The organism is Methanothermobacter sp. EMTCatA1, assembly GCF_002356395.1.
Lineage (GTDB): Archaea > Methanobacteriota > Methanobacteria > Methanobacteriales > Methanothermobacteraceae > Methanothermobacter > Methanothermobacter thermautotrophicus.
Genome location: NZ_AP018336.1, coordinates 247,969 through 274,117, shown reverse-complemented (window position 1 = coordinate 274,117; position 26,149 = coordinate 247,969). Strand labels below are relative to the sequence as shown.

The window sequence follows — 26,149 nt, the reverse complement described above, 5'->3', positions numbered from 1 at the left end:
AAAAAGGATGATTGAATGAAGATACCATCACCCTTATCAAACAGCGAGCATCGACGTGTCCTGGATAACATAATCTCACTCACAGGTATACAGCTTGTGCAGTACCTCCTCCCCCTCATCACATTTCCCTACCTTACCAGGGTCCTGGGTCCTGCCAACTTCGGTAAGGTCGCCTTCGCGGTTGCCTTCATAACCTACTTCCAGATACTGACAGACTATGGCTTCAACTTCTCAGCCACCAGGGAGATCTCAATACACCGTGATGAGACTGAAAGGGTGTCCCGGATCTACAGCTCGGTTATGGTAACAAAGACCATCCTCCTGGCAGTGACATTCATGGCCATGCTCGTCACGGTCTTCCTGATTGACAGGTTCAGATCAGACTACCTCCTCTACATCTTCACCTACGGCCTCGTTGTGGGCAACCTCCTCTTCCCGGTCTGGTTCTTCCAGGGAGTTGAGAGGATGAGGTACATAAGCATCCTGAGGATAGTGAGCTCCCTCATCTACACCGCACTCATATTCCTTGCTGTGCGGGGACCCGGGGATTACCTCTACGTGCCCCTCATAAACTCGGCGGGATTCATAGCCGTCGGTTTATACAGTCAGAGGATAGTCATGAGGGAATTCGGTGTTAAGTTCATGATTCCATCCCCCTCTGATATAAGGGAGCAGCTCCTTGAGGGGTGGCACCTCTTCATTTCAACCCTGGCCATAAGCCTCTACACCACATCCAACCGTTTCATACTGGGACTCCTTGTGAGCAGCGCAACCCTTGGATACTATGCCGTGGCAGAGGATATAACCAGGGCCCTCCAGGGGATCGTATCACCCATAAGTCAGGCCATCTACCCCTACTTCTCAAGGATCCAGAAGGATGACCGTGAGAGGGCGAAGTATGAGCTCAGGAAGATGCTGATCTTCATGGGGGTCCTGACCTTCGGGCTGTCTGTTGCCCTCGTCTTCCTTGCACCCCTCATCGTGGGGATACTTGCGGGTCCCTCCTATGGTGAGAGCATCCCCCTCCTCCAGATACTGGTCTTCATAATCTTTGCAATTGGTGTCAACAACATCCTGGGTGTCCAGGGGCTGGTATCCTTCGGCTACAAGGAGAAGTTCACGAGGATCGTCATATTTGCAGGTGTGGTGCACATCGGTCTCCTTCTGGGACTCGTCATGCTCCTGGGCTCAGGGGGTGCCGCGGTTGCCGTTGTCACCACCGAAATCATTATCGGAATCATTGAGTATATCATACTCAGAAGGATGGGAGTGCTATGAAGAATGCCGTGCTGAAGATCGCAAGGAGAACACCGTTCTTCCCCTATTTAAGGGCCTATCACACCCTATACCGGAAGCAGGGCCTGGGTTGCATTAAAACGAGGATAATCAGCTCCAGCAAAAAGGACATCCTTGAAAGAAGGCTCCATCAACTTGAGAAGGTCTGCAGGGACTCCCGCATACATTTCAATCCCGGTGACAGGTTCTTCTACAGTATAGACACCGGGATCCATGTCCTGGAGACAGAGGGTTACAGGCGCCTTGGAAACCTCACACCTGACTACGGACTCCTGGTTGAGAGGGGCCTTGAGGGTATTGAGGAGATGATAGAAGATGAGCCTGGGGGTTACCCGGATATCCTCAGAAGGGCCCTGGGGGCTGTTAAGCTCTACCTTGAGAGGTGCGCTGAGCACTCACCTGAAATCGCAGATAAACTCAGAAGGGTGCCCCTGAAGCCGGCAGAAACCCTGGGGGAGGCACTGCAGTCAATACTGTTCATGAATTCCCTCATCTGGATGTACGGGCACCCCCTCATCGGCCTTGGGAGGCTCGACAGCATCCTTAAGGAGTACCATGAGGACCCTGAGGAGTCCCGTGAACTCATAAGGGACTTCATCCTGAGCGTCTCCTCCTGCTATGAGTTCAAGAGCAACGTCCTCCCCGGGGACACAGGACAGGTGATTGTCCTCGGAGGGGAATACAACGACCTCACACGGATATTCCTGGAGGTCATGCTGGAACTCAGAATACCCGACCCCAAGGTTGTGCTCAGGGTTAACAGCAGAACACCTGATGATGTATGGGAGCTCAGCTACCGGTGCCTCAGGGAGGGCCTCGGTTATCCCCTCTTCTCCAATGACGATGTCATCGTGGACGCCCTCAGTCAGTACTACAGCAGATCAGACGCCCTGGAGTACGCGACATCTGCCTGCTGGGAGCCACTCATCCCTGGGAGGTCCTCTGACCAGAACAACCTGGCAAATCTGAACCTCCTGGAGCCCCTGGAGGATGCCCTCCACGGGTTCAGGGGTGAATTCAGTGAACTGCTTGAGAGGTACCGGCAGGAGCTGCACAGGTACATCGATGAAGTTATGGAGAATGTGGAGTCGGTCAGGAATGAACCATCACCCCTCCTTTCACTCCTCTTCCCTGACTGTATCAGGAACTCCCGGGATATCTGTGATGGTGCAGGCTACTCCATCAACGGGGTGCTGACCGTGGGGATGGGGAACCTGGTAAACTCCCTCCTCAACATCAGGAGGCTCTGCTATGATGAGAAGACGATGGATATCACCGAGGTTGAAGAGGTGATCAGGGATGATTTCAGGTCCGCCGAGGCACTCAGGGTGGGCCTCGAGTTGATTTCTCCCGGGTATGGTATGGACGAGGATGAGGTGGTGGAACTGACAAACACCATCATCCAGATGCTGCATGATAAACTCGGGGGGAGATACAAGTTCGGTTTAAGTTCCCCGGGCTACATAACACTGGGGGAATCCACCGGGGCATCCTTTGATGGGAGACACGCAGGTGAACCCCTCGGCGTCCACATCTCCCCCCTTAAATTCACTGACGGCATGTCCTACACCGAGGTCCTAAACTTTGCAGCAGCCCTGGACTACCTGAAGGCCTTCAATGGGGGTGTTGTTGATATAATGGTCGACAGGCCATTCCTTGACCGTGCAGGGAATGAATTCATGGCACTCATAAGGACAGGTCTCCGTAGGGGTGTTATGCAGCTCCAGGTCAATGTCCTGGACCCTGAAGTACTCCTGCGGGCAAGGGACAACCCTGAACTCTACCCTGACCTCATAGTGAGGGTCTGGGGATTCAGCGCCTACTTCAGGGACCTTCCAGAGGAGTACAGGGAGTTAATAGTCAGGAGGGCCCTTGAATACTCAGAGCATGGTGGTTACAGTGGATGAACTCCTGATAACCGGCATCCAGAGGTTCAGCGTCCATGATGGTCCGGGTATAAGGACCACAGTTTTCCTCAAGGGCTGCACCCTCCGGTGCCCCTGGTGCTGCAACCCCGAAAATATAAGGGGAGAACCCGAGGTCTACTTCAAAGAGGAGAAATGCATCGGCTGCCTTGAATGTGTGAAGAGATGCAGCTTCCTTGATAAGCCCCGGGACATATTCAGGTTCCCTGAACACCATGAGTGCGCCGGAAGCTGCCCCTCAGCTGCGATGGGTGTCTACGGTGAGTTCACAGGAGCAGATGACGTTGCAGAGGTCATCCTCAGGGACCTTGACTACTACAGCTCCACCGGTGGCGGTGTCACCTTCTCGGGGGGTGAGCCCCTCCTCCAGGCCGATGGCATACTCAGTGTCACCCGCAGGATAGGTGAAGTCCCCGCAGCAGTTGAAACATCACTCTTCGCCCCAGGCGAAGCGGTTGAGAAGTTAAAGGGTGAGGTGGACCTCTTCCTGGTTGATGTGAAGATACTGGATGATGCAGGGTGCCGGGAGGTCACCGGCGGCGACCCTGAGGTTTTCAGGAGGAACTTTGAAAGGATCTCTGATGGCAGCTTCACAGTGAGGTTCCCGGCGGTGAAGCCCTACACATTCAACAGGGAGAACATACGGGCCCTCATCAGATTCCTCAGGGAGAACATGGTGGATCACATTGAGGTCCTCGGGATACACAGGCTGGGACTTGAGAAGTACCGGAGTCTGAACCTCCAGATGCCTGATTTCTCAGCCCCCGATGATGCTGAGATAAAAAAATTGAAGTGGCTACTTGAGAAGGAATCAATAGGAATGAATTACCTGAAAATTTAGGTGCATTGTCATGTTCAAGTACATCATTGTCGGCGCCGGCCTTGCAGGTTCCGTCATGGCAGAGAGGATAGCCAGCCAGCTCGGAGAGAGGGTGCTGGTTGTTGAGAGAAGAAGACATGTTGGTGGTAACTGCTACGATGAGGTTGACGATAACGGGATACTGGTGCACCGGTACGGACCGCACATCCTCCACACCGACAGTGAGGAGGTCTTCCATTACCTCTCAGGGTTCAGCGAATGGAGGGAGTACCAGCACCGTGTCCTGGGATTCATAGACGGGGCAAAGGTCCCCCTGCCATTCAACCTCAACTCGCTGAGGATGCTCCTCCCCCAGTCACTGGCTGAGAGGCTCGAGGAGAAACTGGTAGGGAGGTACGGCTTCGGTGCCAGGGTCCCCATACTGGAACTCAGGGAGTCAGGGGACCCTGACATAGAGTTCCTTGCAGACTACGTCTACAGGAAGGTCTTCCTCAACTACACCAGGAAGCAGTGGGGCCTGAAACCAGAGGAGATGGACCCCGAGGTCACAGGGAGGGTGCCAGTGGTCCTCTCACGGGATGACCGCTACTTCACTGACAGGTACCAGGCCGTGCCACGGGACGGCTACACAGCCATGGTTGAGAGGATGCCGGACCACCCCTGCATCAAGCTTATGCTCAACACCAGCCACCATGAGGTCCTCGAGCTGAGGGATGGGCAGATCCACTTCATGGGCTCCGAGTTCAGGGGGAAGGTCATATTCACGGGTAAGATCGATGAGCTCTTCGGCTACAGGTATGGTGAGCTCCCCTACAGGTCCCTGGACCTCCAGTTCGAATCCGCTGACACGGAGTGGTTCCAGGAGGTTGCCACCGTCAACTACCCAAACGACTATGACTTCACCAGGATCACCGAGTTCAAACACCTCCACCCCACAGATTCCAGGAGGACGACGCTGCTGAGGGAGTACCCCTGCACACACATAGACGGGGAGAATGAGGCCTGCTACCCTGTATTCACAGATGAGACCCGGGCGAAGTATGAAAGATACCTTGAACTTGCCAGAGAATTTGAGGACCTTATACTGGTCGGGAGGCTTGCAGAGTACCGCTACTATGACATGGATGATATCGTCCTGCGGGCCCTCCAGGTCTTTGAGGAGAGGATACTTTGAGTGGTCTGTCTTCACATGCAAGGGAGTTAAGCGTGAGGAGATGATGCCTTGAGGGTCTGTGCCGTTGTCGTAACATACAACCGTAAGGATTTACTCGTGGAGTGTCTTGAAGCCCTGCGGAGGCAGACAGGACCCTTAGATGCAATTTACATCATAGACAATGCCTCAACAGATGGGACACCTGAACTCCTCAGGAGCAGGGGTTACAGGGACGGTGCAGTGATTGAGAACCCCCTTGATGGGAGTGAAATCGTTATCAGGTATGTCAGACTGCCCGTTAACACGGGTGGGGCCGGTGGATTCCATGAGGGCGTGAAGAGAGCCTTCCATGATGGATACGACTGGATATGGCTCATGGATGATGATGCTGAACCACTCCCTGATAGTCTTCAGGGCCTGCTCAGATATGCGGATGATGATACTGCGGCCCTTGCCAACCTCAAGGTCTCCCCGGATGGCAGGCCCCAGTACATACACAGGGGCTTCTTTGACTTCGACAGCTTCGGAACCTTTGTGAGGCCTGTGACAGAGGATGATTTAAGGGAGGAGACCCTTGAAATTGATCATGCATCCTTTGTGGGGATCCTGATAAACTCTGATTCGGTCCGGGAGATAGGATTTCCAAGGAAGGAATTCTTCCTGCATTACGATGATGTGGAGTACTGTCTGAGGTTGAGGAGTACCGGTAAGATCATCCTGGTACCCGGGAGTCTGATTCTGCACAAGGAAGCCGCGGAGAGGGGTAACCTCACGAAGGGTCTTTTCGGCAGGGAGATCCCGGTGGTACCCTACGATAAACTGTGGCTCCGGTATTACGGTGTCAGAAATTCCATATGGCTCCGGAGGAAGGAAATGGGCAGGGCACGTTTATTCATTTTCATGGTCAGAGCAATCCTCCTATCGGTCGCAGCTCAGATAATTACAGGTATCCGTGAGAAACCCTTCAGGAGGGTCAGATTTATATTGAGCGCTTATTCTGATGGCCTCAGGGGGAGATTTGATAATGAGAAACCCCGCAGGATACTCTATGGGTGATATAATCTTAGAGGTTAGGGTCTGCCGCTGAGAGGGTCATTGAGGCCCAGGGATGAAGGATCCCCAAAAGGCCATGAACAGTTATATTAATGAAAAGCCAGAGATATGATGCGACAGCTTTTATACTTCAGATACTGAATGGCGACTGTGATCCGCACCGTTCCCAGTTTATCTTCAGGATAGCCAGAGTCTGTATCTGCTTTAATCATGTTTCAGGTGCTAAAATATGAACCAGGTCCAGAGGATAGTCAAGAACATCGGTGTTACCGGGAGTGCCCAGATATTAACAGCCCTAATGTCATTTGTATTCATGATATACCTTGCAAGGTTCCTGGGAGAGGCCGGTTTCGGTAAATATAATTTCGCATTCTCCCTCACAACACTACTTGTAACCTTCACCGATCTCGGGGTTAACCAGCTCCTCGTAAGGGAGATTGCACGTGAAAGGGATCTTTCATCATACTATGTTAACAATGCCGTGTTCCTGAAGATACCCCTCTCAATCCTCACATTCGTCCTCATCGCCGTCCTGGCGTGGACCTTTAACCTGTCTAGTGATGCATCGATCCTCCTGTATCTCTTTGGAATCTACAATATTCTTTTAACGGTTTCAGGCACATACCTGTCACTCTTCCAGGCCTGGGAGAGGATGGAGTACGTTGCACTCTTCCAGATCATAGAGAGGCTGTTCATAGTAACCCTGGGACTGGGTGTGCTCATCATGGGGTACGGTTTGATGGTCGTTGCCTGGGTCTATGTATTTGCAGGGATACTGGATATTGCTGTTGCAGCATCCCTGAGCTTCAGAAGGTTCATAAGACCTTCCAGATCCATTGATACTGGGCTCCAGAAGAAACTACTCCTGATGGGTCTGCCCTTCGGTCTCAATTCACTCTTCGCAGTCTTCTTTTTTAAGATTGACACTGTTCTTCTCGGCCTTCTCAGGGATGACGTTGCGGTGGGTATCTACAATGCTGCCTACAACCCTCTTCTGGCCCTCAGCATGATCGTGGCTGGTATGGTGTCTGCAGCGGTCTACCCGGTCATGTCAAGGTACTTCCGGGAGGATGCCGGGTCGCTGAGTGGCTTCACAAGGATATCCTCGAGGTACCTTGCAATCGCCGGTTTCCCTGTTGCTGCAGGATGCCTAGTCCTTGCAGATAGATTCATAGGCCTTTTCTATGCCGGCGGATACTCTGGAGCGGTGCCTGCATTCCAGATACTCGCACTCTTCATCCCGATACGGCTTGTGAGTACCATAACAGGGACCCTTCTGAGTTCCATTGACCGGCAAGGGTACCGGATGCTTAGTGTTGGTATAAGTGCAGCTTTCAACATAGTCCTTAATATGATACTCATACCATACTACAGTTATATCGGCGCTGCTGCTGCAACGGTGCTTTCTGAGCTCCTCCTCTACATCCTCTTCCTCTACTATATAGGTAAAGCCCATGGGGATGTGAAGCTGAACCGGGAGTTCATCAAACCTGCTGCAGCATCAGCCCTCATGGCCCTGATGATCTACCCCCTCAGGGAGATCAACCTGCTGCTGGTGATAGGCGCAGCAGCTTTAATCTACCTCATATCCCTCATCCTTCTGCGTGAGTTCAGAGAGGAGGACAGGGCCCTTTTAATGAACCTTCTGGGGAGGAATACATGAAGAATGTCGGCGACGTTGGGGACCTCTGCACTGGCTGCGGAACCTGTGCGGCGATGTGCCCCCTTGAGAGTGTTGTGATGAGAATAGATCATGATAGGGGTGTCTATGAACCCCTTGTTGATGGTGAGTGTGATGGATGTGGTGTCTGCCTGAGGGTCTGCCCCGGAGTGGGGGTTGACTTCACTGACCTCAACATGAGGGTTTTTGGAAGGGAACCTGATGATATGCTGATGGGTAATTATGAGGAGTGCTACATTGCCCACAGCCGTGATGATGAACTCAGGTATGGTGCGTCCTCCGGTGGTATGATAAGCCAGATCCTGATTTATCTACTGGAGGAGGGCCTCATCGATGGCGCCCTTGTGACCCGTATGAATCCCGAGAGGCCCCTTGAACCTGAACCCTTCATTGCAAGGACGCCTTCGGAGATCATCGAGAGCAGGGGATCCAAGTACTGTCCCGTACCCGCCAACGTTGCCCTCAAAGAAATACTTGAGGTGCCGGGGAGGTACGCTGTTGTGGGTCTGCCCTGCCACATCCATGGGGTGCGGAAGGCTGAGGTGATCAGCAGAAAACTGAGGGAGAGGATAGTTTATCATCTGGGGATTGTCTGCAATCATGCACCAAGTTTCAGGGCGACGGAGTTTCTCCTTGAAAGGCTTGGTGTTGATCCAGGGGACGTTAAGTCCATAAGGTACCGTGGTGAGGGCTGGCCCGGGAGTCTGAGGGTTGAAACAGAATCAGGTGACCTACTACTACTACCTGAGTACTGGGGATCCGGGTTCGGGCAGTTATTCATGCCTGAGAGATGCAGGCTATGCGCTGATCATATGGCAGAACTCTCAGACATCTCCTTTGCAGATCCCTGGCTCAAGGAACTCAAAGACGAAAAGAAAGGGAGGACACTTGTAATCATTAGAAAATGGCCTGAGAAGTTCGCCGGAATCCTGAAAGGTGGTATATGTGAGATGGATAAGATTAAACCTGAAAAGGCACTCCTCTCACAGATATATAATATTTACATGAAGAAAAAGTTGTGCAGAAGGTCCATGTATAATGGGAGTTTTCCTGAGATAGATTTCATTGACAGAATCATCCTATCATTTGAACCATCACGGTTGAAGATCCCATGGACCATTAAAAGGAGGTATATCTTTTTCTATTCTATGATTGTAGCTCTAAAGGCAAGAATGGATTTTTTAGGAGATTCCAAGTGAGTCGCATAGTTCCTTAACAAGCTCTCCATTCTTCCATGCTTTCATTTTAACCTCAGGGATGACCTTTCTGAGGTGGTCCTGTATTTCCTCCCGGTTCTCCCATGCCTTTAATGTCTTCTCTATTAAGATTTCAGAGTTGAGATCCTCGATATCTATAATATAATCTTCCAGGCCTAGCATCTCGCCTATGATACCATGCATCTTGTGGCTGTATGCTATCCCAACGGTGGGTACGAACATTGAGGTTGCTGCAATGGTTGCATGCATCCTGGCGCCTATGAAGAGATCACACTGACCTATAATTGATTTAAGTTCCTCGGCATCATATTCTTTATCTATAAGTAAAAGCCTCTCTGAATCAAAATGTTCATAAATTTTAGAGAGGATCTTAAGGTCAGAGTCCTCACCGTATACATGGGGAACCAGTAAAACATTCACATTCTTGTTTTTAAGGAGGAAATCGATTGTATCTATGGATAGTTTAAGAATATCAAGAGATTTAGCAAAATTTGTTATTAAGGGGCTCACATTAAAACCTATGACATGGTTATCATTTTCGTTTTTTTGGTTCCTTGAAGAAGGATTCAATAAAAATGCCGAATCGGCTGTTAGGTAATAATTTTTTGATTTTAAACTATTCTGAAGATATTCATAGGATTTGGGTTCTCTTACTAATATTAAAGAAGACCTTTCGAGAACATAATTTAGCAGGAATCCAAGACATCTATTTTTAGGATAGCCCAAACTCTCAGAGTACAATACAACAGGTTTATCTAAGAGAATGGCGTACAGAAGATTAACAAGTGTTATTATAATCGACCTTCCATATTCCCCCGAGAGATGGTCGCCGCCAGTGTTAATTAAAACATCGGCTTCCTGAATATTTTTTAAAATAATATTATTTTCAAATTTCATCTCCATTTTTAACCTTTTAAATAGAAAAATTTTTAGAAGTAGGAATAATGATCCCAAAACCATTAAAGGTTTCTTTAAACTCATTTCATAAGTGGGGTTTTCTAAAACAGAATAATAGGAATTATCAACTTTAATCTTTTCATTTCTAACACCCACAAACACAAAATTGCAATTTTCAATCAAGGACTTTATTGTTGCAACGGTTGACTTCACAAGGGCTTCATTGCCTTTGTTATCTTTATTGACACCCAAAACCAAGAATTTCACCAAATTCGCCTCCTCCTTAAGATCCCATAAACGATTGTATCATCGATACATTACTTTTTGAAGTTTATATAATCTCCTTTCGAATCCTAATCTAAATGTAGAATGGAAGTTCACATGAGGAATCCTCAGTATTTGTTCCTAAAGAATTCTACTGCTCCCTAACCTTAGCCAAGCCAAAAATAAAACAAAAGAAAATCACTTATATTTTTACAAAGCCCGATTTTACCAGATACAAAAAATCATGCGACTATTAAAACCCTTGATCCTCCGTTATCATAAATTGTGCTCATATTAACAATCAGATCCTTGTAATTATTAATCGATTCAACATTATCCAACTTAAGAGCCCCATTAACAACGCGGGGAGGTGCTAAGGGATAATCCAGAAATACGAGACGTTGATATAAATTGAAGTGTGTCAGATATACGTAACCGCCAGTTTCTGTATCTGTCCCATTGAAGAATTCCCTATCTACCCTAGGATAAGTACTGAAACCGTATATTATCCTTGAGTATATCATTTTGTCGCCGTGTATCACTGAAGTTTCATTGTAATGGTTGCTAAGCCATAGAGCACCGGTAACTTCACTATCATAGATGAACGTCTCATAACGTCTCTCACCAGCATCATCATAGGCATAGGAGTAAGGTATCCCTGAGAAATGATAGTTAAGATAGGTTGTGCATGAGAAGAGCAGGATAAGGAGTACAATGATTGATGGGATCCTCCAACTCTCCCTTCCTATGAAACCCGTCAACGCATCAATACCAGTAATAAACAGAGGGGCTAGTATCACAAGTAACTGGGTGAAGAGCCGGGTCCCCCCATAACCCTTTGAGACAAAGGGAAGAGCAATGAATGCTACAAGGATCCCCATACAGATAATGACAGCTGCAAGGTATTCCCTCCCCTGACGGTACTCCTCCTTAAAAATAACTGCAAGCACACCTGCACCGATCAGTGCAAAGACTGTGTCATGGACAAGGGTGCTCAGAAGGTTTGGGAAATTTGAGATTCCTATCCCCAAAATTGCAAGTTCAGAGTTGTTCCTCATATCAGCGCTGAAGAATTCAGACATGCTCCTCAGGGTCTCTGTAAAGAATGAGACTGCTGATTTAAATGGGGCTCCTGTGGCCTGGGCGTACCATGCGAATACAACCACAAAGAACAGAACTGCAAGGGATGCTGCGAAGAACCCCCTGGAGTCATCAGGGACCTTAAGTCTTTTCATGACCCTAACCAGGAGGGGTGTGAGTGCCACGAGGAAAAAGAAGACATAGGCCGTCGTGTAGTGTGATAGAACAGTCCCGACCATGAAAACCACGAACAGGAGTTTCTTATGGGGTCGCCTCATATCCCTTGTGAGGACCATGACGGCTGCAGCGAAGAAAAGGAGGGCTACAAGCTGTCTGCACCATCCAAGTATGTAGATGAACGAGAACTGGAAGATGAATAGAAGAGTGGTATAGAATCCATAATCACTCCTTTTGAGTATCCTCTCTGATATCAGGTAAACTGAGAGTGCCATGAGGGCGCCTATAAATCCATAATAGAACTTGAAGATGTAAACCGCTGGGACGTTAAGGAGCACCTTGTAGATTACCGGTAGAACCGTGACAGAGAGACAGGCATTGTATGCACTATATGGTTCAACGTGCATGTCCCAGTGATGGGCCATAAGAGCCTTTCTGAATAAATAGAACTCCCAGTGTATGTCCCTACCAATGAGATAATTTGATGGCAGACCATTCATGATAAGAAGGGATAGGGAGATGCTGAATATAGCTACTGGATATGTTGCTGGCCCGATCTTTTTCTTGAAAACTTCCAAAAGAATTATGTAAACTGGTATAAACAGCAAAACAAGTAATAGAACTGTGTTAACAGAATATTTATTCATGAGGTATGATCCAATAACCGTTAAGACAGGAAAAATGAGGGATGAAAGTGCCGCGGAGAGGTTACCTGAAGCTTTAAGGTTTAACGGTTCTTCACCCCTCAAATGATAAATCAACATCAATGCAATGATGAGCAGATTAATGGATGAAAGTAGGGGTAGGAGTGAAAGTGGCTTCATTATGATAGGATAAAAGCTGTTTATTATGACTCCGGTTATCATCATAAGAAATATGCTGAGAGCTGCTGCAATGATGGAGCCCTCGATCAGTTCAAACTTGAACTTCAGAATACCAACCAGTAAATACCCTGGAATAATTGTGAAGAATATGAAGGGTAAGGACTGCCTTAAAACAGGAATATCTGCAATGATTGATAGATCCGTGATCAAAAGTAAAAGTAGTATGTAGAGTATGTCCTTTCTCATAACAATCCCCTGTAGATCTCCTCAAGTTTCTTCACGTGATTTTCGATGCTGTACCCCCTGGAAGACTCATATGCATTCTTTTCAAGTTCTTTAAGTATGGATGGATCATCTGAGATTTTTCCAAGAATACTCTTGAGTCCATTAACACTTCCTGGTTCAAAGAGGAAGCCATTATATCCATCCTTGACGAGTTCAGGGATACCACCTATCCTGCTTGCAACTACTGGCGTTGAATTAATGAAACTTTCCAATATAATCATGCCAAAGACCTCATACCATATGGAAGGCACAACTGTGACATTGGCCATTCTGTACATATTCATAAGTTCATCACCGCTCAGAAAACCGTGAAATGTTATCCTCTCATCACCCTCAGCGAGTTTTCTAAGTCCACCCTCATCCGGACCCTTCCCAATGATATGGAGTCTGAGGTTATCTTCTTTAAGTTCTTTAAATGCTCTGATAAGTATGTGCAACCCCTTATGCTTTGACAATGAACCAACGAATAGAATATCAAGGTTGTCATAATATTTCGCTAATGGTTTTTTTCTCGTTTCAATTGGGTTTGGAAGAACAATCTTTTTAACATCATTGAATAATCCTTTTGATTCTAATTTTTTTAAAGTAAATTCTGAAGGCGCTGTAACCACGTCTGGATTAATAAATTTGTGAATATTAATATATTTTTCGCATGCTAACCTTGGTTTTTCACATACTCTGCCTTTTCCATTCAAAAGATTGCTCCTTACACATATTGGTGTGTAGTCATGTGCAGTAAAAACCAAAGGCAAATTAAGATCTTTCACAGCTTTAAAAGAAAGGAGAGATAAGCCTTTATAATCATGTATATGGACCAAATCAGGTGCTTCATTTTTTAAAATTTCTTTGACCTTTAAATAAGCATTTACATTAGATAATTCTATAATGTGCCATAATGCTCTCTTTAGGATATTTTGTTTATGGAATTCTGTAATAGGATAAATATTTAGTGGCAATCTGTGTATATGGACATTATCAACAATTTCATTTTGGAGTTCTCCGCTTTTGCTAGTTGTTACTACGCTAACTTCATGGTTTTTTTTCAATAAAATCTCTGCAGTTTTTTGAACTACAATTTCTGCCCCTCCCATCACGTTTGGAGGGTAAAGAGTTGAAATAAAACATAATTTCATTCTTTAACAACCTCTTAAAATTTAATTCGGCTAAAGCAAATCAGTATAGACTTCTTCAGTCATTCTAGCAACTTTGTTCCAACTATATTCTTCTTCAATGATCCTTTCACCCTTTGAACTCATTCGTTCTCTGAGCTTTTTATCATTTAGTAAATATACTATGGTCTCTGCTAATGCATGTGGGTTTCTGGGGGGTACTAATAAACCGGTTTCCTCATTTTTGATGATATCTGGAATTCCACCAATTTTGGAAGCTACAACTGGTAAACCACAAGCCATTGCCTCTAGATTCACAATACCAAATGATTCAGTGCTCATAGTTGAGGGCAAACAGAAAATATCGGAAGCTTTATAATATAACGCTTTTCTAAAAGTATTACCAATGAATCCAGCAAATCTTATATTTTTTTCAATGTTTAACGCTTTTGATAACTTTTTAAGTTCCCTTTTCATTGGCCCATCCCCTACTATTATTAATTCAGTATCGGGAACTCTCTCCAATACTAATTTCATAGCATTTATTAGAATATCGGGCCCCTTATATTGAATTAAGTTCCCTAAAAATAAAATGATATTTTTATCGTGAGGTAAATCAAGTTTCTGTCTGCATTCTTCTTTTTTCAAAGGAATTTTGAAATCTTCTATATTTATGGCATTTGGTATTACTACTATTTTACCCTTGTACCCTTTGAGAAATCTCGATTCGTTAATGTAATATTTAGAGGGTGCAATAATTACATCCGCAGAATTTAAAACTCTTTGGATTAAGAATTTATTATAAAAATATAACGGTATTCTCCGAGTGATGCTCCCAAAACCTTCCTGCCAATCCCCATGATAGGTTAATACAAATGGTATCTTTTTCTTCTTTGCATATAAGATAGCAGCAATTTCAGCGGGAGGGGTGCTGAAATGTGCATGAACAATATCTGCATCATAATTCAAGGGCTCCATGAATAATTTCAACGAAATATTATTAGTAATTGTAGCATAACGATGTATTTGAAGGCCTCTATACTCCTCCAATGAATCTTTGGATTTGATAGAAGTTGTAAATACCTTGATATTATTATATTTTGCCATATTTAAAGCTAAATAGTAAGCTGCTACCTCAGCGCCTCCATGCTTGTATTGAGTGAAATAACTTTTATTAAGAAAATTAGTCTTATACGGGAAATGAGTTATAAAATAATTTATCTCCACTGAACTGAACCCCCTTTGCTTATTTCCTCGCTCATGAAGATAGGCATAATTGTTACAAGTTATTAGTTGCGTGCTAACCTGCACTTGCTATTTTCCTTAAGGAATTGGATAATTTTTCATGTTCTTCTGAAGGTTTAGCTATGAGCATGTAAAATTCTGCACCTCCTCCGTAGGATAGAAGTATGCCAAAACCATGAGTAGTTCATAGACCTCCAATGTATCTTAAAAACATTCTAGCGGAATATAATAATCTTCGAAGTTCATACAATCCATTCTTCCTTAACACTTGATTTAATGCTATCTTAACGTAGGAAAATGAGAGATAGTAATCTTTCAATATTCTGTTGACCTCTTCTGTTATCTCATCTTCTTTAACTTCGGAGTATCTGATTATTGACTTTTGGTGTCCGTTCTTGTCAAGATACTCATTGGGGTTGCTTGTCACAAGATAATCATTTCTAAGGCACCATTCGTAAAATTCTGTACCTGGAAATGGTGATGCGACTGAGACTTGTAGTATGTCAGGTTTTATCTCACTTATAAGTTTCTCTGTGTTTCGTATTGTTTCGCGCGTTTCGCCTGGAAGTCCAATGATAAAATCTCCATGAACAAGCAACCCCGCCCTTTTTGCATCTTCTGAAAAACGCTTTATATCTTTAACTGTAATGCCCTTTTTTATATTTATTAATATTTCATCATTTCCCGATTCAAATCCAGTAATCAAAAGGCGGCAGTTCGCCTCCCTCATTTTCTTCATGGTTTCATAGTCTAGTCCAACCCTTGCATTACAAGCCCATGTCACCCTGAGATCCCTTTCAATGTAAGCATCACAGAAATCTCTAACTCTCTGTCTATCAACGGTGAAGGTATCATCTTCAAAGAACACTTCTTTTACTTGTGGCAGGTTCTTTTCTATCCATTCAAGCTCATCAAGAACGTTTTCTATGCTTCTTACCCTGTATTTTCTCCCCATGAGCGTTTGAGGCCATGAGCAGAATGTGCATTGAAATGGACATCCTCGACCAGTAAAGATTTGAACTTCCGGGTAAAGTGAGCTTCCCAGGAAATAATCTTCAATGTTGAGATACTTCTTATAAATTTTTGAGACGAATGGTATTTTTTCAAGGTCTTCTGATGTGGAAAACTCCCTCTCGGGATTATGAATGATTTTACCATTTTCCTTATATGATATCCCCCTTACTGATGATATGTCTTGTGATGAATCTAATCTCTCCGCCAATTCCTTGAGGGTGAAATCATATTCATATCTTGTAACGATATCCACACCATGACTTTGAAGTATCTTATCTGGGAACTGAGATCCTGGGGGCCCTACAAGGACAATCTTGCTATTATAGTTTCTTTTTATGTACTCTGCGATTTTGACGTCATTATTGAGACTGGGAAAGCTACTGTCTATTATTATTAGCTCCGGTTTGAATTTTTCTATATCTTTTAGTACGTCCTTTTTATCCCAATTCCATGCAGGCGCATCCACAAGTTTGATTTGATAGTATTTATCTAGTAAAGCGGCGGCATATGATAACCATATGGGGTAATAGAGTGTCCCGCCTCGTCCAGTATCCTGCCACCTCATTCCACGTCCAAAATGTGGCATATAAGGAGGATTCAAAAGATAAATTTTCACCTGAAAACACCTCTCATCATTCCAACTCCATATAATAAGATCCAGACATTCACAAGCATGAAAAACGTTAATAAAGCGCACTCTGACTTCCTTGTATATACCATTGAAACCATAAAGACACCGGCAATGTAAAGCAGTGCTAATGATGCCAGTATCACCATGAAAATCTCATTGAAAAATGAGAGTACCGCAAGGGATATGATCGCCAGTATAAATAAGACCGGTGCAAAGTGGAACCAGCGGGCCATATCAGGATGTAACTTTGTTGACTGCATCCTGCCAAGGCCATAATAGTATGCCATCCTCATGAACTTCTTCCAGTTGGGCCTCCTGTAGTGTTTAACCCTTGCAAATGGAGTATACAGAATTCTGTATCCTCTCTGCCTTATTCTGTAGTCCAGTTCCTCATCATCAGTTGTGACGAGGTCATGGTTAAATCCATTAACCTCCTCAAGCACATCCTTACGGTACATGACATTGCAGGTTGGGTTGTGATGTATTTCCCTTATTTTTGAACCCTCATAGGCATATCTAGCTCCTGGTTTGCTGAGGAACGAAAGCGCAAGGCCAACACATCTTGCGAAGGGCTCGTCATCCTCTGGAGTCAGGTTTGGTCCTCCAACTGCAGCCACATCGTCTTCAAAGGGCTCCAGTAACTTCAATATCCAGTCTTCATCAACAACGCAATCTGCGTCGGTGAATGCTATAAAATCCCCACTAGCACTTCTGAACCCTATATCACGAGCCCGTGATACACCAACACCACTCGTCTCAATGTACTGGTAATTGAATGACCAGTCCCCATTCCTGATGAGCTCGGATGTGTTATCTGTCGACCCATCATTCACTATCACAATTTCAAGGAGATCCTCTGGATAGTTAAGATTCTCCATTGCCTCAAGACAGCGCTCGAGAATCTCGGCCTCATTCCTCATTGGTATAACAACTGATACTGTCTTCAAGGTAACACCTTTAGAGAGGATCCTAATATGCTCCAAAGAACTTCCTCTTCAGCATGTAATCTATGTGCCTCCAGCCGTCCTTGAAGGAGTGGAGTTTGGCCTCGCCTCCACGCTTCCTGTAGGGGATGGGTATCTCCCTGATCTTGAGGTTCTTTTCAGAGGCCTCTATAACCATCTCAATGGCAAACTCCATCCCTGGAGCCCGGAGGTCCATCCTCTCAAGGGCCTCCCTCGTGAAGGCCCTCATACCACAGTGGGTATCCCTGATGGGGTTCCTGAACAGGACGTTGAGCATCCTTGAGAGCATGGGGTTGCCTATGTATCTGTGGAGGGCCGGCATTGCACCATCCTCCATCATACCGTTCAGGCGGTCACCTATCACAAAGTCGTATCCCCTCATTATCTCATCAACAAATTCTGGTATCATCTCAAAGGGATAGGTGAGGTCAGCGTCACCCATAACCAGGATGTCACCGCGGGCCTCCCTGAAACCCTTCTTATAGGCGTTACCATAACCTCTATTATCTTCCCTCACAACCCTTGCACCGGCCTCCCTGGCCTCATTGGCGGTGTTATCCTCGGATGCGTTGTCCACAACAAGTATCTCCACATCAAATCCTCTTGCCCTGAGTTCATCCACAGGGACAGACCTGACTGTTTTACCAACAACACCCTCCTCGTTGAGGGCTGGTATTACGACAGATATGATCATGATAATCACTTCAAATCTCTGAGCACACGATATTCTACTTTTAACATTGTTAAATGAACCTCTCTTAAATATTTATCTACATAAAGACCTCGTTGATATGTAATAAATGTTCAAGCTTCAGGTACTGTTAATTGACGCAGGGATCTCATTAACAGGGGATTTGAAGTTACTTATGCATTCCTGAATATATATTGTCCTATGAGGAATATATTTCTATTAGCTGTCCTTGCAGCCGTACTCATATCACCGGCATATGCGGATGACCCCCAGGAGGTAACCAGCACCCAGCTCCTGGAGAACAGCAGCAACCAGAATGCATCGGTAACCCTTGAGAACCACCTCAACAGGTCATACTACCTCGACAATTACAGCAAACTCCTAGAAGATGCCCTCAAGAAGAACCGGGAGATCCGCAGCAGCCTCTACTCCAGGTACAGGCGTACCGGTGACAGGCGCCACTATGTCGCCTACATCGATGCCGGCTACGCTGTGGGTGTATTCCAGAGGATCAAGGCAAAGAGGCCCCTCAGGAGTGATGAGAAGATCATCGAGATAAAGACCATACAGGCCAACAACGCCTACTTCTCACGCAGCCTGTCACCATCAAATAGTTACGTCGCCATCGTATTCGGGAACAGGTCATCATACTACAGGAAATTCCCATCAGAGTACAGGAGCAGCCTCCCCTTCATTTACTACAAATACAGGGGATGGAACATCTACCCTGTACTCACATCAAACCTTGCAGGTGCAAGCAATGATAGCATGTTCCTGGAGATCCTTGATGAGCAGAAACTGATGGTGAGCTTCAGGACCTACAGGGGTATGAAGTACGCTGTCTTCCCCATGTACTTTGACTACTGTGGTTCCGGGGCAGGGTGGCTTGACAGCTTCGCCCAGGGAAACCTGGCCGGCCACTACGCCAGGGCATACAGGCTCACAGGTGACCCTGAATACCTTAAAATCTCAGATGCCCTCATAAACAGTTTCAGGGCACCAGCAGGCCCTGTTAAATCAACCAAGTACGGAAACTTCTACCTCCACTACAACCTCATGAGGCAGCACTACATACTGAACGCCCACCCCATATGTACCCTGGGACTCCACAGGGCATACACCTATACCGGGAACACCAGGGCCCTCATGCTCTTCAGGGAGGGTGTTTCAACCTTCAGGGCAATGCACCGGAGGTTCGACAGTGGCCGCTGGACCTACTATGCCGTGGATGGGGGGTCCTACAGGCCGGCCTGGCTGGCAAGTGAGGGCTACCACAGGCTCCATGTGCAGCTTGCAAACAGTCTGTGGAAGGCAACCGGTGACAGCTACTATCGGAGTATTGCACTGAGATGGAATCGTTACCTTAAGAGGAAGGGACTCAAACCTGAAAGGATATAATCCCAAAATTTTACCTTTTTATGGATCTTCTTATAAGGAACTCCCTGAAACCCCTTTGAATTGCCATTGGTATATATGGAGTGTAGAATCCAAGGGATGTGCAGATGATGGGGGTACGGTGTTTCCTGATTATGAGTTCCATGGTGCTATAGTAATCTTCCGAGATGGAATAACCAGGTGATCCATGGTACGCACTTACAGGTATGGCACAGACATCATACCCTTTCGCAAGCACCGTGAGGCAGTAATCAACAGCGTAAAGGTGCCATCCGGTGCATGTCTCCTCATCAAATCTGTATCTCCTGAAAACATCAGCAGGGACCATGAAGAGGCACTCATCCACGGTCTGGACTTTAACGGGTCCATTTATCCTCCTCCCCACATTCACCGGCGGATCCCCATGTTTCATGTTTGAGAACACCCTGAATGGGGCGGAAACACCGGCAGCGCCGGCCACCCCCAGCTCCTCATTAGATTCTGAATAGGACTCCATCTGGCGGAGTTCCTCCGGTGAAACCTCAACGTCCTGGTGGGTGAATATAAAAACATCACCCGATGCCATCACCGCACCATGATTGAGAGCCTCAGCCGCTGATCTGAACCTGCCCCCCGTGTTATCCAGGAGAATGAGCTCATATTCATCAGATGATTTCCTGAGATTCCTCAGAGAAATCTATTAAGAATATCCCGGTCATTGTAGACACATATCACTGATATCATGATGTGGCTCCACTTTCTGGTGACTACTTCTTTCATTCCACCGGGTAATAAATGCTCTGGAATTGATAGCCCTCTCATACCTTCCACAGGAAAAATCTTAAATACATGTGAATAAATAATAATGAGGGGGTGTTCCATGGGAGGACCCAGAACATTCAATATTGAACTCCAGATTTTAAATGAGATATTCACAGGGGGCCCTGAAAGAAGATCAGAAGTTATAAGAGATACTGGACTCATAGGAAGTCTCAGATGGTGGTATGAAGCACTTATCAGGGGCGTCGGAGGGACTGCCTGCGATCCTTCACAGGGTCCACCATGTGAAGAAAGGTTACACTGCGATGCCTGTGAACTATTCGGATGCAGTGGCTGGTCCAGAAAGTTCATATTCCGATCCCGTGAAGAATCAGATAAGACCCTCAAAGTACAGATCACTGAACTTAGAAGAATGGAAGATGTGGAGTTAGCCCTCCTCAATAAAACATTAAGTATAATAGAAAATTACGGTGCCATCGGAGGCAAACTTGCCCATAGGAAGTACGGTATCATAAAGATAAAAGAAAATGACCTTCGTGATTTCACACTTGAGAAATCAATGCTGCAGGGTTACCTCCGAAGGGAGGGTCCCCACGTTGATAACCCCAATTTAAAAAGATTCATTTTTATTAAAAACCCAAACTTCCAGCTCGTAAAGAGGCTCAAAAATGATTGCCGCTTCCTGAAGGGGTCCAGTAATAGGGGTAAGCGTTACTTCAACAAAGATCCACCAGGAAGTCGACTTTTTGCCTATGCAAATGAAGATGAATATCCCAGACTCTGTGAATGTGCAGGTGAAGAAGCAAAGACTGGAGAAGAAGTTTTAGGGGGGCTTATTTGAATTTAGATGGGGTATATGACTTCTATCTTCATGAAAAAGAGGGTAGAATCGAAGAACCAAAAAGAAAGATTATGGATGCTGTGGCTGGTGATCATAAAGATGACTTCAAAACATTTTATCCCTCCCCCGATGATCTGAATTATCTTCCCATGAACTCAGTTCTCATCGGATTCCAGTTCACTCTTAAGAAACCCTACACGAGTAGAGGTGAATCAAAATTTTCAGAAAACCTCATTGTGAGGGACCAGTTCACAGGTCTCCCCATGGTGAGACCATCCACATGGAAGGGGAACCTTAGATTCGCAGCCACAAAATTAATGGGCCCCAAAAATCCCATTATCATAAGACTTTTTGGTTCAAATCCTGATAGCGAGGACATGATAAAAGGCAGACTTTATTTTTTCCCTACTTTTTTCAAAGACGGGGCAGAAAATGATGTGATAACACCATTAAAAAGAGAGACCCGGACTCCGGCGAGGGGGCCAATACCTCTTGAAGTTATGAAACCAGGCGCCCAAGGAGATTTCTACCTTCTCTACGTCCCTTATCCGGGAAACGAAAATTTTGGAGATGAGATTAAAGAGGATCTGAAACTTATCGCGGAAGCTTTAAAATTAATGTTCTATACCTGCGGGTTTTCGGCAAAAAGAACATCTGGATTCGGGATAATAGAAAAGCAACTGAAAGGAAAGTTGTGGATGAGAGGAGGTGTCTCTAAGAATTTCTCAAACCTGCATGAGCTATCAGAGATTTTGGATGGTTATGGGTATGAGCAACATTAAAAATATCAGAAAAAGAAGAAAAGAAGTATTGCTAGGAGAAATAGGAGCCCTGCTCCATGACATCGGCAAACTCCATCCAGATTTTATCGGGACCAACTCTATAGAGAAGACGCCCCCTAGATTCTTTCATGCAAATATTGATGATTTTTTGAAAACAGAACTGATATCAGCTCTAAAAGCGATTAATGGTGAGTCAATAAGAATATACAACATTATCAGCGAACATCATAGAAAAAATAACGTTTTACAAGGATGTGACCGTAAAGATTCCGCGGATGACAAGGGTATTGTAAGGAGAAAACAGTCCATAACGGATACTGTTATATCATCACCATTTGGTTACCCTAAAGAAAAAATCCATCTGAATTGTCTCCAGAAAGAGTTTGATGATCTGCAGACCCTCCTGGTAAGACTTTTTAAAGATTACATCTCCGGAGTTGTGAATTTAAGCCTTTTTAGAAGGATGCTAATGAAAGAAGCCCAGGTGTTTTTTTCTCATGGCCTTGGAGAGACAAGAATTCCATCCAATGATGTCACTCTATGGGATCATTCATACTCAACTGCATCCCGGTTTAAGTCTCTTCTGGTAGCAAAGCTTTGCGGAGCAGATATAAAAGATCCAGAATTGAGGATATTCGGAATATTCTGGAATGGAATAGAATTCATAAACAAAGGGAGGAAAATTGCAGAAATTAAAGCAAGAAAGGAAATCATTGAGAGGATAAAAGAAAAACTAAAAGGAAAGTTTGAGGATGAGATTCCAGTTGGAAATTCAATCTATGAAGACATAAACGGGATCTGTTTCACCTTCCCGGAGTTTGAGCGGGCGGAAGAACTCGCAAATCAATGCGCGAAAGAAGCTTGTGAGATTGTTTTAGAAGAGAGTGAAAATGAATTGTGGCCTTTTTTCACTTTGAGCAAACCCTCAAAGACGCTTACAGTACTTGCCAGTGAACTTAAATTCGCATCCTCCAGAGGTGCTTACCCGAAAATAACCCCCGCCCTTTTTATCGATAAAAAACAAAAAAAGATAATAGCTGATAATCCAGAGATGCCAACCCCCCAGGAAGGAGAAGATATTTGCCCCCTTTGCAGGTTAAGGGCAAAACCCATTGAGAAAGAGAGATGTGAGATTTGCAGTGAAAGAATACAGGGAAGATTGGCAAACTGGAGTAACAAAAAAGAAAACACTATCTGGATAGATGAGGTGGCAGATAAAAACAACAGGATTGCCTTAATTGCCTTAAACTTTGACCTTGATAAATGGTTTGACGGGACAATGGCCGGAACCATCTATTCACAGACCTACAAGGACTGGAAACACAGCAAGAAGTGGGAAAAGAAAAATGTAAAGAAAAATGCAAATAGTGTTCTAAATGGTCCAATTGAAGCCACCAAGGATCATGTTTATAAGATACTAAATTATATATTGGAAAATGAAGATTCAAATGAGGAGAAAGCAGCTAAATTATTAGATACTTTCTTCGAAGAAGAGATAGGTCTAAATAAAAGTTCCCTTCAATCGCATTTTCAGAATATAAGAGAGAATATAGGAGCCGATCTGGATAAAGAGAACCTTGCCACTTATCTCTTCACCCAGAACCCGTCCCCTGCTCGATTATACAGGATCTGGAAAGAAACAGAGGAATTCTTTGACCTGCTAATTAACAAGATAACTGACATTTACGCTTACCGCTGGAAAAGGATAGGATTTTCCATAGATACCCATGAATTAAAAGGCCGATTAAAGGAAGAGTACAAGAATATCAAGGAGCTGGAAAAAGGTTCCCTGATCATTAAGATAAGCGGGTTAGATCCGGAAACACTTCTTGTTTTTCACGACAGAAACGGAGAATTTTACACCATAGAATCCCTTGGAAAGTTCAAGTTCAAGAATAAAGTCGGAGAAGAAGCAGTTAAAGAAGCACTAAAACAGGGTATTAAACATCTGGCCCCAGAGGATGAACCAGAAAAAAACCTGATAGAGGTCGGAAAAACAATAAAAACTGAGGACAATCTTTATTTCGAAAAATATTACCCGTTAATTGAAATAAACAGATCCCCCCTATCTCTTCGATTCATAGTCCCCGCTCTGGATTCAGTGAAAATCATAGAAATGATAGCAGAGTTATACAATAAAAGATTCGAAAAGGTGCTGGGAAAACTGCCATTGAATCTTAAACTTCTCGTGGCGAAAAGAAAGTTCCCACTTTACATTCTCCTCGAAGCAGAGAAAAGAATGCTCAAAGATGAAGAATTCAAAAAACAGACACCTATGGATCCTTGGTGGAGTGTAGAGAGGCTGGATGAACATTACAATTTTTATCCAATAAAACCAGCGAATGGAGAAAAATACACCCTCGATGATCTATCACGACTATCCAGAGGTAAAATTTTCTACCTCTACCCTGGCTATTTTGACTTTGAACTGCTCTCAGCAACGACCGACAGGTACAACATATGCTATGAGGGTAAAAAGAGAGGTCATGAGGATCACAGATTGTTTTCAGGAAGACCCCTTTACTTCCATCAGATCCCACAAATACTTGAATTATGGGATTTATTATCCAGCAACCTTTCTAATTCTCAAATAAATTTCATTGAAAAGGCGCTCACCTCAAAATTAAGGGAATGGAAAAACGTTAAAGATGCGAATAAGGAAAATACATTCAGAATATTCGCAGAAACAACATTAAAGGATGCATTTGGACATAAATGGGATGGATTAAGAGAAGAAAACAGATTCTTCCTCATATCCTCCTCAATTAACATGCTTTTACTTGATACCATCAATCTCTTCACTCATGTTACGGGGTGCCTGAAAGATGAATAGATCTTTAGAGCCTGAGAAAGTATATGCAAGAGCCCTTGACCCCGTCCATATAGGGGCAGGTGGTTACAGACTGGGAAGAGCAGATAACACAATTGTAAGGGAACCATCGACGGATATTCCAAAAATACCTGGAACCTCAATTGCAGGAGTTACAAGAGAGTTCTACACAGCATACCTGGCGGATAAAAAGTTCAAAAATAAAAGCGCTGAAGAAAAGAGAAGATGTGCAGAAGAAAAGGCTAAATCTATCTTTGGCGATGAAAACAGTAGAGGTCTTCTACGATTCTATGATGGACAGATATTATTCTTCCCTGTCTCCTCAGTCAGGGGCACAGTATGGATCACAACAGAACAACTTTTTAACTACTGGTGTGTAAAAGACGAAAAAATAAGCTATGAAGATGAAAATAAGGTTTATGCGATCAGAGGGGATCTGAAAGAAAGATTGAATCTTGGCTGGTTACTTTTCGAAGTGGACTCAGAAAAAAAGGAAGATGTTGATTTACCAGATGAGATAAATGGATGGATAAAAAGGGCTGTCATAGTACCTGAAAATTTATTCTCTCCGATTGTAAATGACAATCTTGAGGTGAGAACATCCGTACGGATAGATCCCGAAACCGGAACGGCAGTGGAAGGGGCATTGTTCACTTATGAGGCGATACCCAGGGGGACCATCTTTGGATTTGAGATTGCCGCTGAGAAAGATGAAAAGAGAAAGGAAGTATTAAAGGCTGTCTCACCATACCTTAAATATCTCGGGATAGGTGGAATGGTTACAAGGGGATTCGGCAGGCTTGAATTAGCTGCAGAACATTCTGAAGATGAACAGGTGGGGGACTGATGTTAAACCTTGACTATATATGCATGCAGTGCGCGCAGAAAATAGATGTAAAAAGCGACAGAAATCTTGCAAACCATCTTAGAAAAGCCCTTGGAGTTTTGCAGGAAGATGGAGTTTATGCAATGTTTCTCTGGTTAGAGGACAAGAAAAAGAAGAGGATAAGGAAAGAACTCACTGATATGTTAAACAGGCCAGAAATAAGAGAGTGCCTCCTGGAGAATTCATCCAGTTTTCCCGACAGTTTCAAAGAGTTCTGTGAAAGACTAAGAGATGTTGCCCGGGATATCTACAAATTACTGTTCATGAAGAGGCTCATTGAACGCACATTGATTTATTCTCTGTATCATGCAAAGGCAGGGGAATGAGGG

General features: G+C 44.8%; 21 protein-coding genes. 13 read left to right on the top strand and 8 right to left on the bottom strand.

Annotated features, from left to right (window positions below; genetic code table 11):
* Positions 1 to 15 precede the first annotated feature (15 nt).
* The 7 genes from tca_RS01545 (at position 16) to tca_RS01515 (ending at position 9,127) form a co-directional block, all read left to right on the top strand.
* On the top strand, positions 16 to 1,278 hold the full coding sequence (locus tca_RS01545; protein WP_286709003.1) for an oligosaccharide flippase family protein: 1,263 nt from the start codon (positions 16 to 18) through the stop codon (positions 1,276 to 1,278).
* Positions 1,275 to 3,203, top strand: a complete 1,929-nt coding sequence (locus tca_RS01540) for a glycyl radical enzyme domain-containing protein (RefSeq protein ID WP_286709002.1) — start codon at positions 1,275 to 1,277, stop codon at positions 3,201 to 3,203. Before tca_RS01545 ends, tca_RS01540 begins: the two co-directional genes overlap by 4 nt.
* Positions 3,169 to 4,062 (top strand): glycyl-radical enzyme activating protein, encoded by an 894-nt coding sequence (locus tca_RS01535; RefSeq protein WP_143485728.1) that lies wholly within the window; start codon positions 3,169 to 3,171, stop codon positions 4,060 to 4,062. The genes tca_RS01540 and tca_RS01535 overlap by 35 nt, the downstream gene beginning before the upstream one ends.
* A gap of 10 nt (positions 4,063 to 4,072) precedes the next feature.
* Complete coding sequence (gene glf, locus tca_RS01530; RefSeq protein WP_286709001.1) at positions 4,073 to 5,215, top strand: UDP-galactopyranose mutase; 1,143 nt, start codon at positions 4,073 to 4,075, stop codon at positions 5,213 to 5,215.
* Between the two features lie 48 nt (positions 5,216 to 5,263).
* Positions 5,264 to 6,250, top strand: coding sequence for a glycosyltransferase family 2 protein (locus tca_RS01525; RefSeq protein ID WP_010875982.1), 987 nt, complete (start codon positions 5,264 to 5,266; stop codon positions 6,248 to 6,250).
* A gap of 226 nt (positions 6,251 to 6,476) precedes the next feature.
* The gene (locus tca_RS01520; protein WP_010875981.1) at positions 6,477 to 7,910 is read left to right on the top strand and encodes a flippase; all 1,434 of its coding nucleotides are present in this window, start codon (positions 6,477 to 6,479) and stop codon (positions 7,908 to 7,910) included.
* A complete protein-coding gene (locus tca_RS01515) occupies positions 7,907 to 9,127 on the top strand; it encodes a Coenzyme F420 hydrogenase/dehydrogenase, beta subunit C-terminal domain (RefSeq protein WP_010875980.1) in 1,221 nt (406 codons plus the stop codon). Before tca_RS01520 ends, tca_RS01515 begins: the two co-directional genes overlap by 4 nt.
* On the opposite strand, the gene tca_RS01510 is transcribed toward tca_RS01515, so the two are convergent.
* The 7 genes from tca_RS01510 to tca_RS01480 form a co-directional block, all read right to left on the bottom strand.
* A complete protein-coding gene (locus tca_RS01510) occupies positions 9,110 to 10,309 on the bottom strand; it encodes a polysaccharide pyruvyl transferase family protein (RefSeq protein ID WP_158296319.1) in 1,200 nt (399 codons plus the stop codon). The two genes, tca_RS01515 and tca_RS01510, sit on opposite strands and share 18 nt — an antisense overlap.
* Positions 10,310 to 10,548: 239 nt before the next feature.
* Positions 10,549 to 12,633 (bottom strand): DUF2206 domain-containing protein, encoded by a 2,085-nt coding sequence (locus tca_RS01505; protein WP_286709000.1) that lies wholly within the window; start codon positions 12,631 to 12,633, stop codon positions 10,549 to 10,551.
* A complete protein-coding gene (locus tag tca_RS01500; protein WP_286708999.1) occupies positions 12,630 to 13,763 on the bottom strand; it encodes a glycosyltransferase family 4 protein in 1,134 nt (377 codons plus the stop codon). The genes tca_RS01505 and tca_RS01500 overlap by 4 nt, the downstream gene beginning before the upstream one ends.
* Before the next feature lie 72 nt (positions 13,764 to 13,835).
* Positions 13,836 to 15,008: a glycosyltransferase family 4 protein gene (locus tag tca_RS01495; RefSeq protein WP_286708998.1), complete on the bottom strand. Its 1,173-nt coding sequence runs from the start codon at positions 15,006 to 15,008 to the stop codon at positions 13,836 to 13,838.
* Between the two features lie 202 nt (positions 15,009 to 15,210).
* Positions 15,211 to 16,656, bottom strand: coding sequence for a B12-binding domain-containing radical SAM protein (locus tca_RS01490; RefSeq protein WP_286708997.1), 1,446 nt, complete (start codon positions 16,654 to 16,656; stop codon positions 15,211 to 15,213).
* Positions 16,653 to 17,618: a glycosyltransferase gene (locus tca_RS01485; protein ID WP_286708996.1), complete on the bottom strand. Its 966-nt coding sequence runs from the start codon at positions 17,616 to 17,618 to the stop codon at positions 16,653 to 16,655. Before tca_RS01485 ends, tca_RS01490 begins: the two co-directional genes overlap by 4 nt.
* Before the next feature lie 22 nt (positions 17,619 to 17,640).
* Complete coding sequence (locus tag tca_RS01480) at positions 17,641 to 18,330, bottom strand: glycosyltransferase family 2 protein (RefSeq protein ID WP_286708995.1); 690 nt, start codon at positions 18,328 to 18,330, stop codon at positions 17,641 to 17,643.
* A 198-nt stretch (positions 18,331 to 18,528) separates the two neighbouring features.
* Between tca_RS01480 and tca_RS01475 the strand changes: the two genes are divergently transcribed.
* Positions 18,529 to 19,725, top strand: coding sequence for a D-glucuronyl C5-epimerase family protein (locus tca_RS01475; RefSeq protein ID WP_286708994.1), 1,197 nt, complete (start codon positions 18,529 to 18,531; stop codon positions 19,723 to 19,725).
* Positions 19,726 to 19,735: 10 nt separating this feature from the next.
* Here the strand turns inward: tca_RS01475 and tca_RS01470 are convergent, their stop codons facing one another.
* Positions 19,736 to 20,353: a glycosyltransferase gene (locus tca_RS01470; RefSeq protein ID WP_286709258.1), complete on the bottom strand. Its 618-nt coding sequence runs from the start codon at positions 20,351 to 20,353 to the stop codon at positions 19,736 to 19,738.
* Between the two features lie 228 nt (positions 20,354 to 20,581).
* On the opposite strand from tca_RS01470, the gene cmr1 reads away from it, so the two are divergent.
* The 5 genes from cmr1 to tca_RS01445 are packed head-to-tail and all read left to right on the top strand — an operon-like array spanning position 20,582 to position 26,146.
* The gene (gene cmr1 / locus tca_RS01465; RefSeq protein WP_048060794.1) at positions 20,582 to 21,322 is read left to right on the top strand and encodes a type III-B CRISPR module RAMP protein Cmr1; all 741 of its coding nucleotides are present in this window, start codon (positions 20,582 to 20,584) and stop codon (positions 21,320 to 21,322) included.
* Positions 21,319 to 22,104, top strand: a complete 786-nt coding sequence (locus tca_RS01460) for an RAMP superfamily CRISPR-associated protein (protein ID WP_286708993.1) — start codon at positions 21,319 to 21,321, stop codon at positions 22,102 to 22,104. The genes cmr1 and tca_RS01460 overlap by 4 nt, the downstream gene beginning before the upstream one ends.
* On the top strand, positions 22,058 to 24,937 hold the full coding sequence (locus tca_RS01455) for a CRISPR-associated protein Csx11 (protein ID WP_286708992.1): 2,880 nt from the start codon (positions 22,058 to 22,060) through the stop codon (positions 24,935 to 24,937). Before tca_RS01460 ends, tca_RS01455 begins: the two co-directional genes overlap by 47 nt.
* Positions 24,930 to 25,781: a type III-B CRISPR module RAMP protein Cmr4 gene (gene cmr4 / locus tca_RS01450; RefSeq protein WP_286708991.1), complete on the top strand. Its 852-nt coding sequence runs from the start codon at positions 24,930 to 24,932 to the stop codon at positions 25,779 to 25,781. The genes tca_RS01455 and cmr4 overlap by 8 nt, the downstream gene beginning before the upstream one ends.
* Positions 25,781 to 26,146, top strand: coding sequence for a hypothetical protein (locus tca_RS01445; RefSeq protein ID WP_286708990.1), 366 nt, complete (start codon positions 25,781 to 25,783; stop codon positions 26,144 to 26,146). The genes cmr4 and tca_RS01445 overlap by 1 nt, the downstream gene beginning before the upstream one ends.
* Positions 26,147 to 26,149 lie beyond the last annotated feature (3 nt).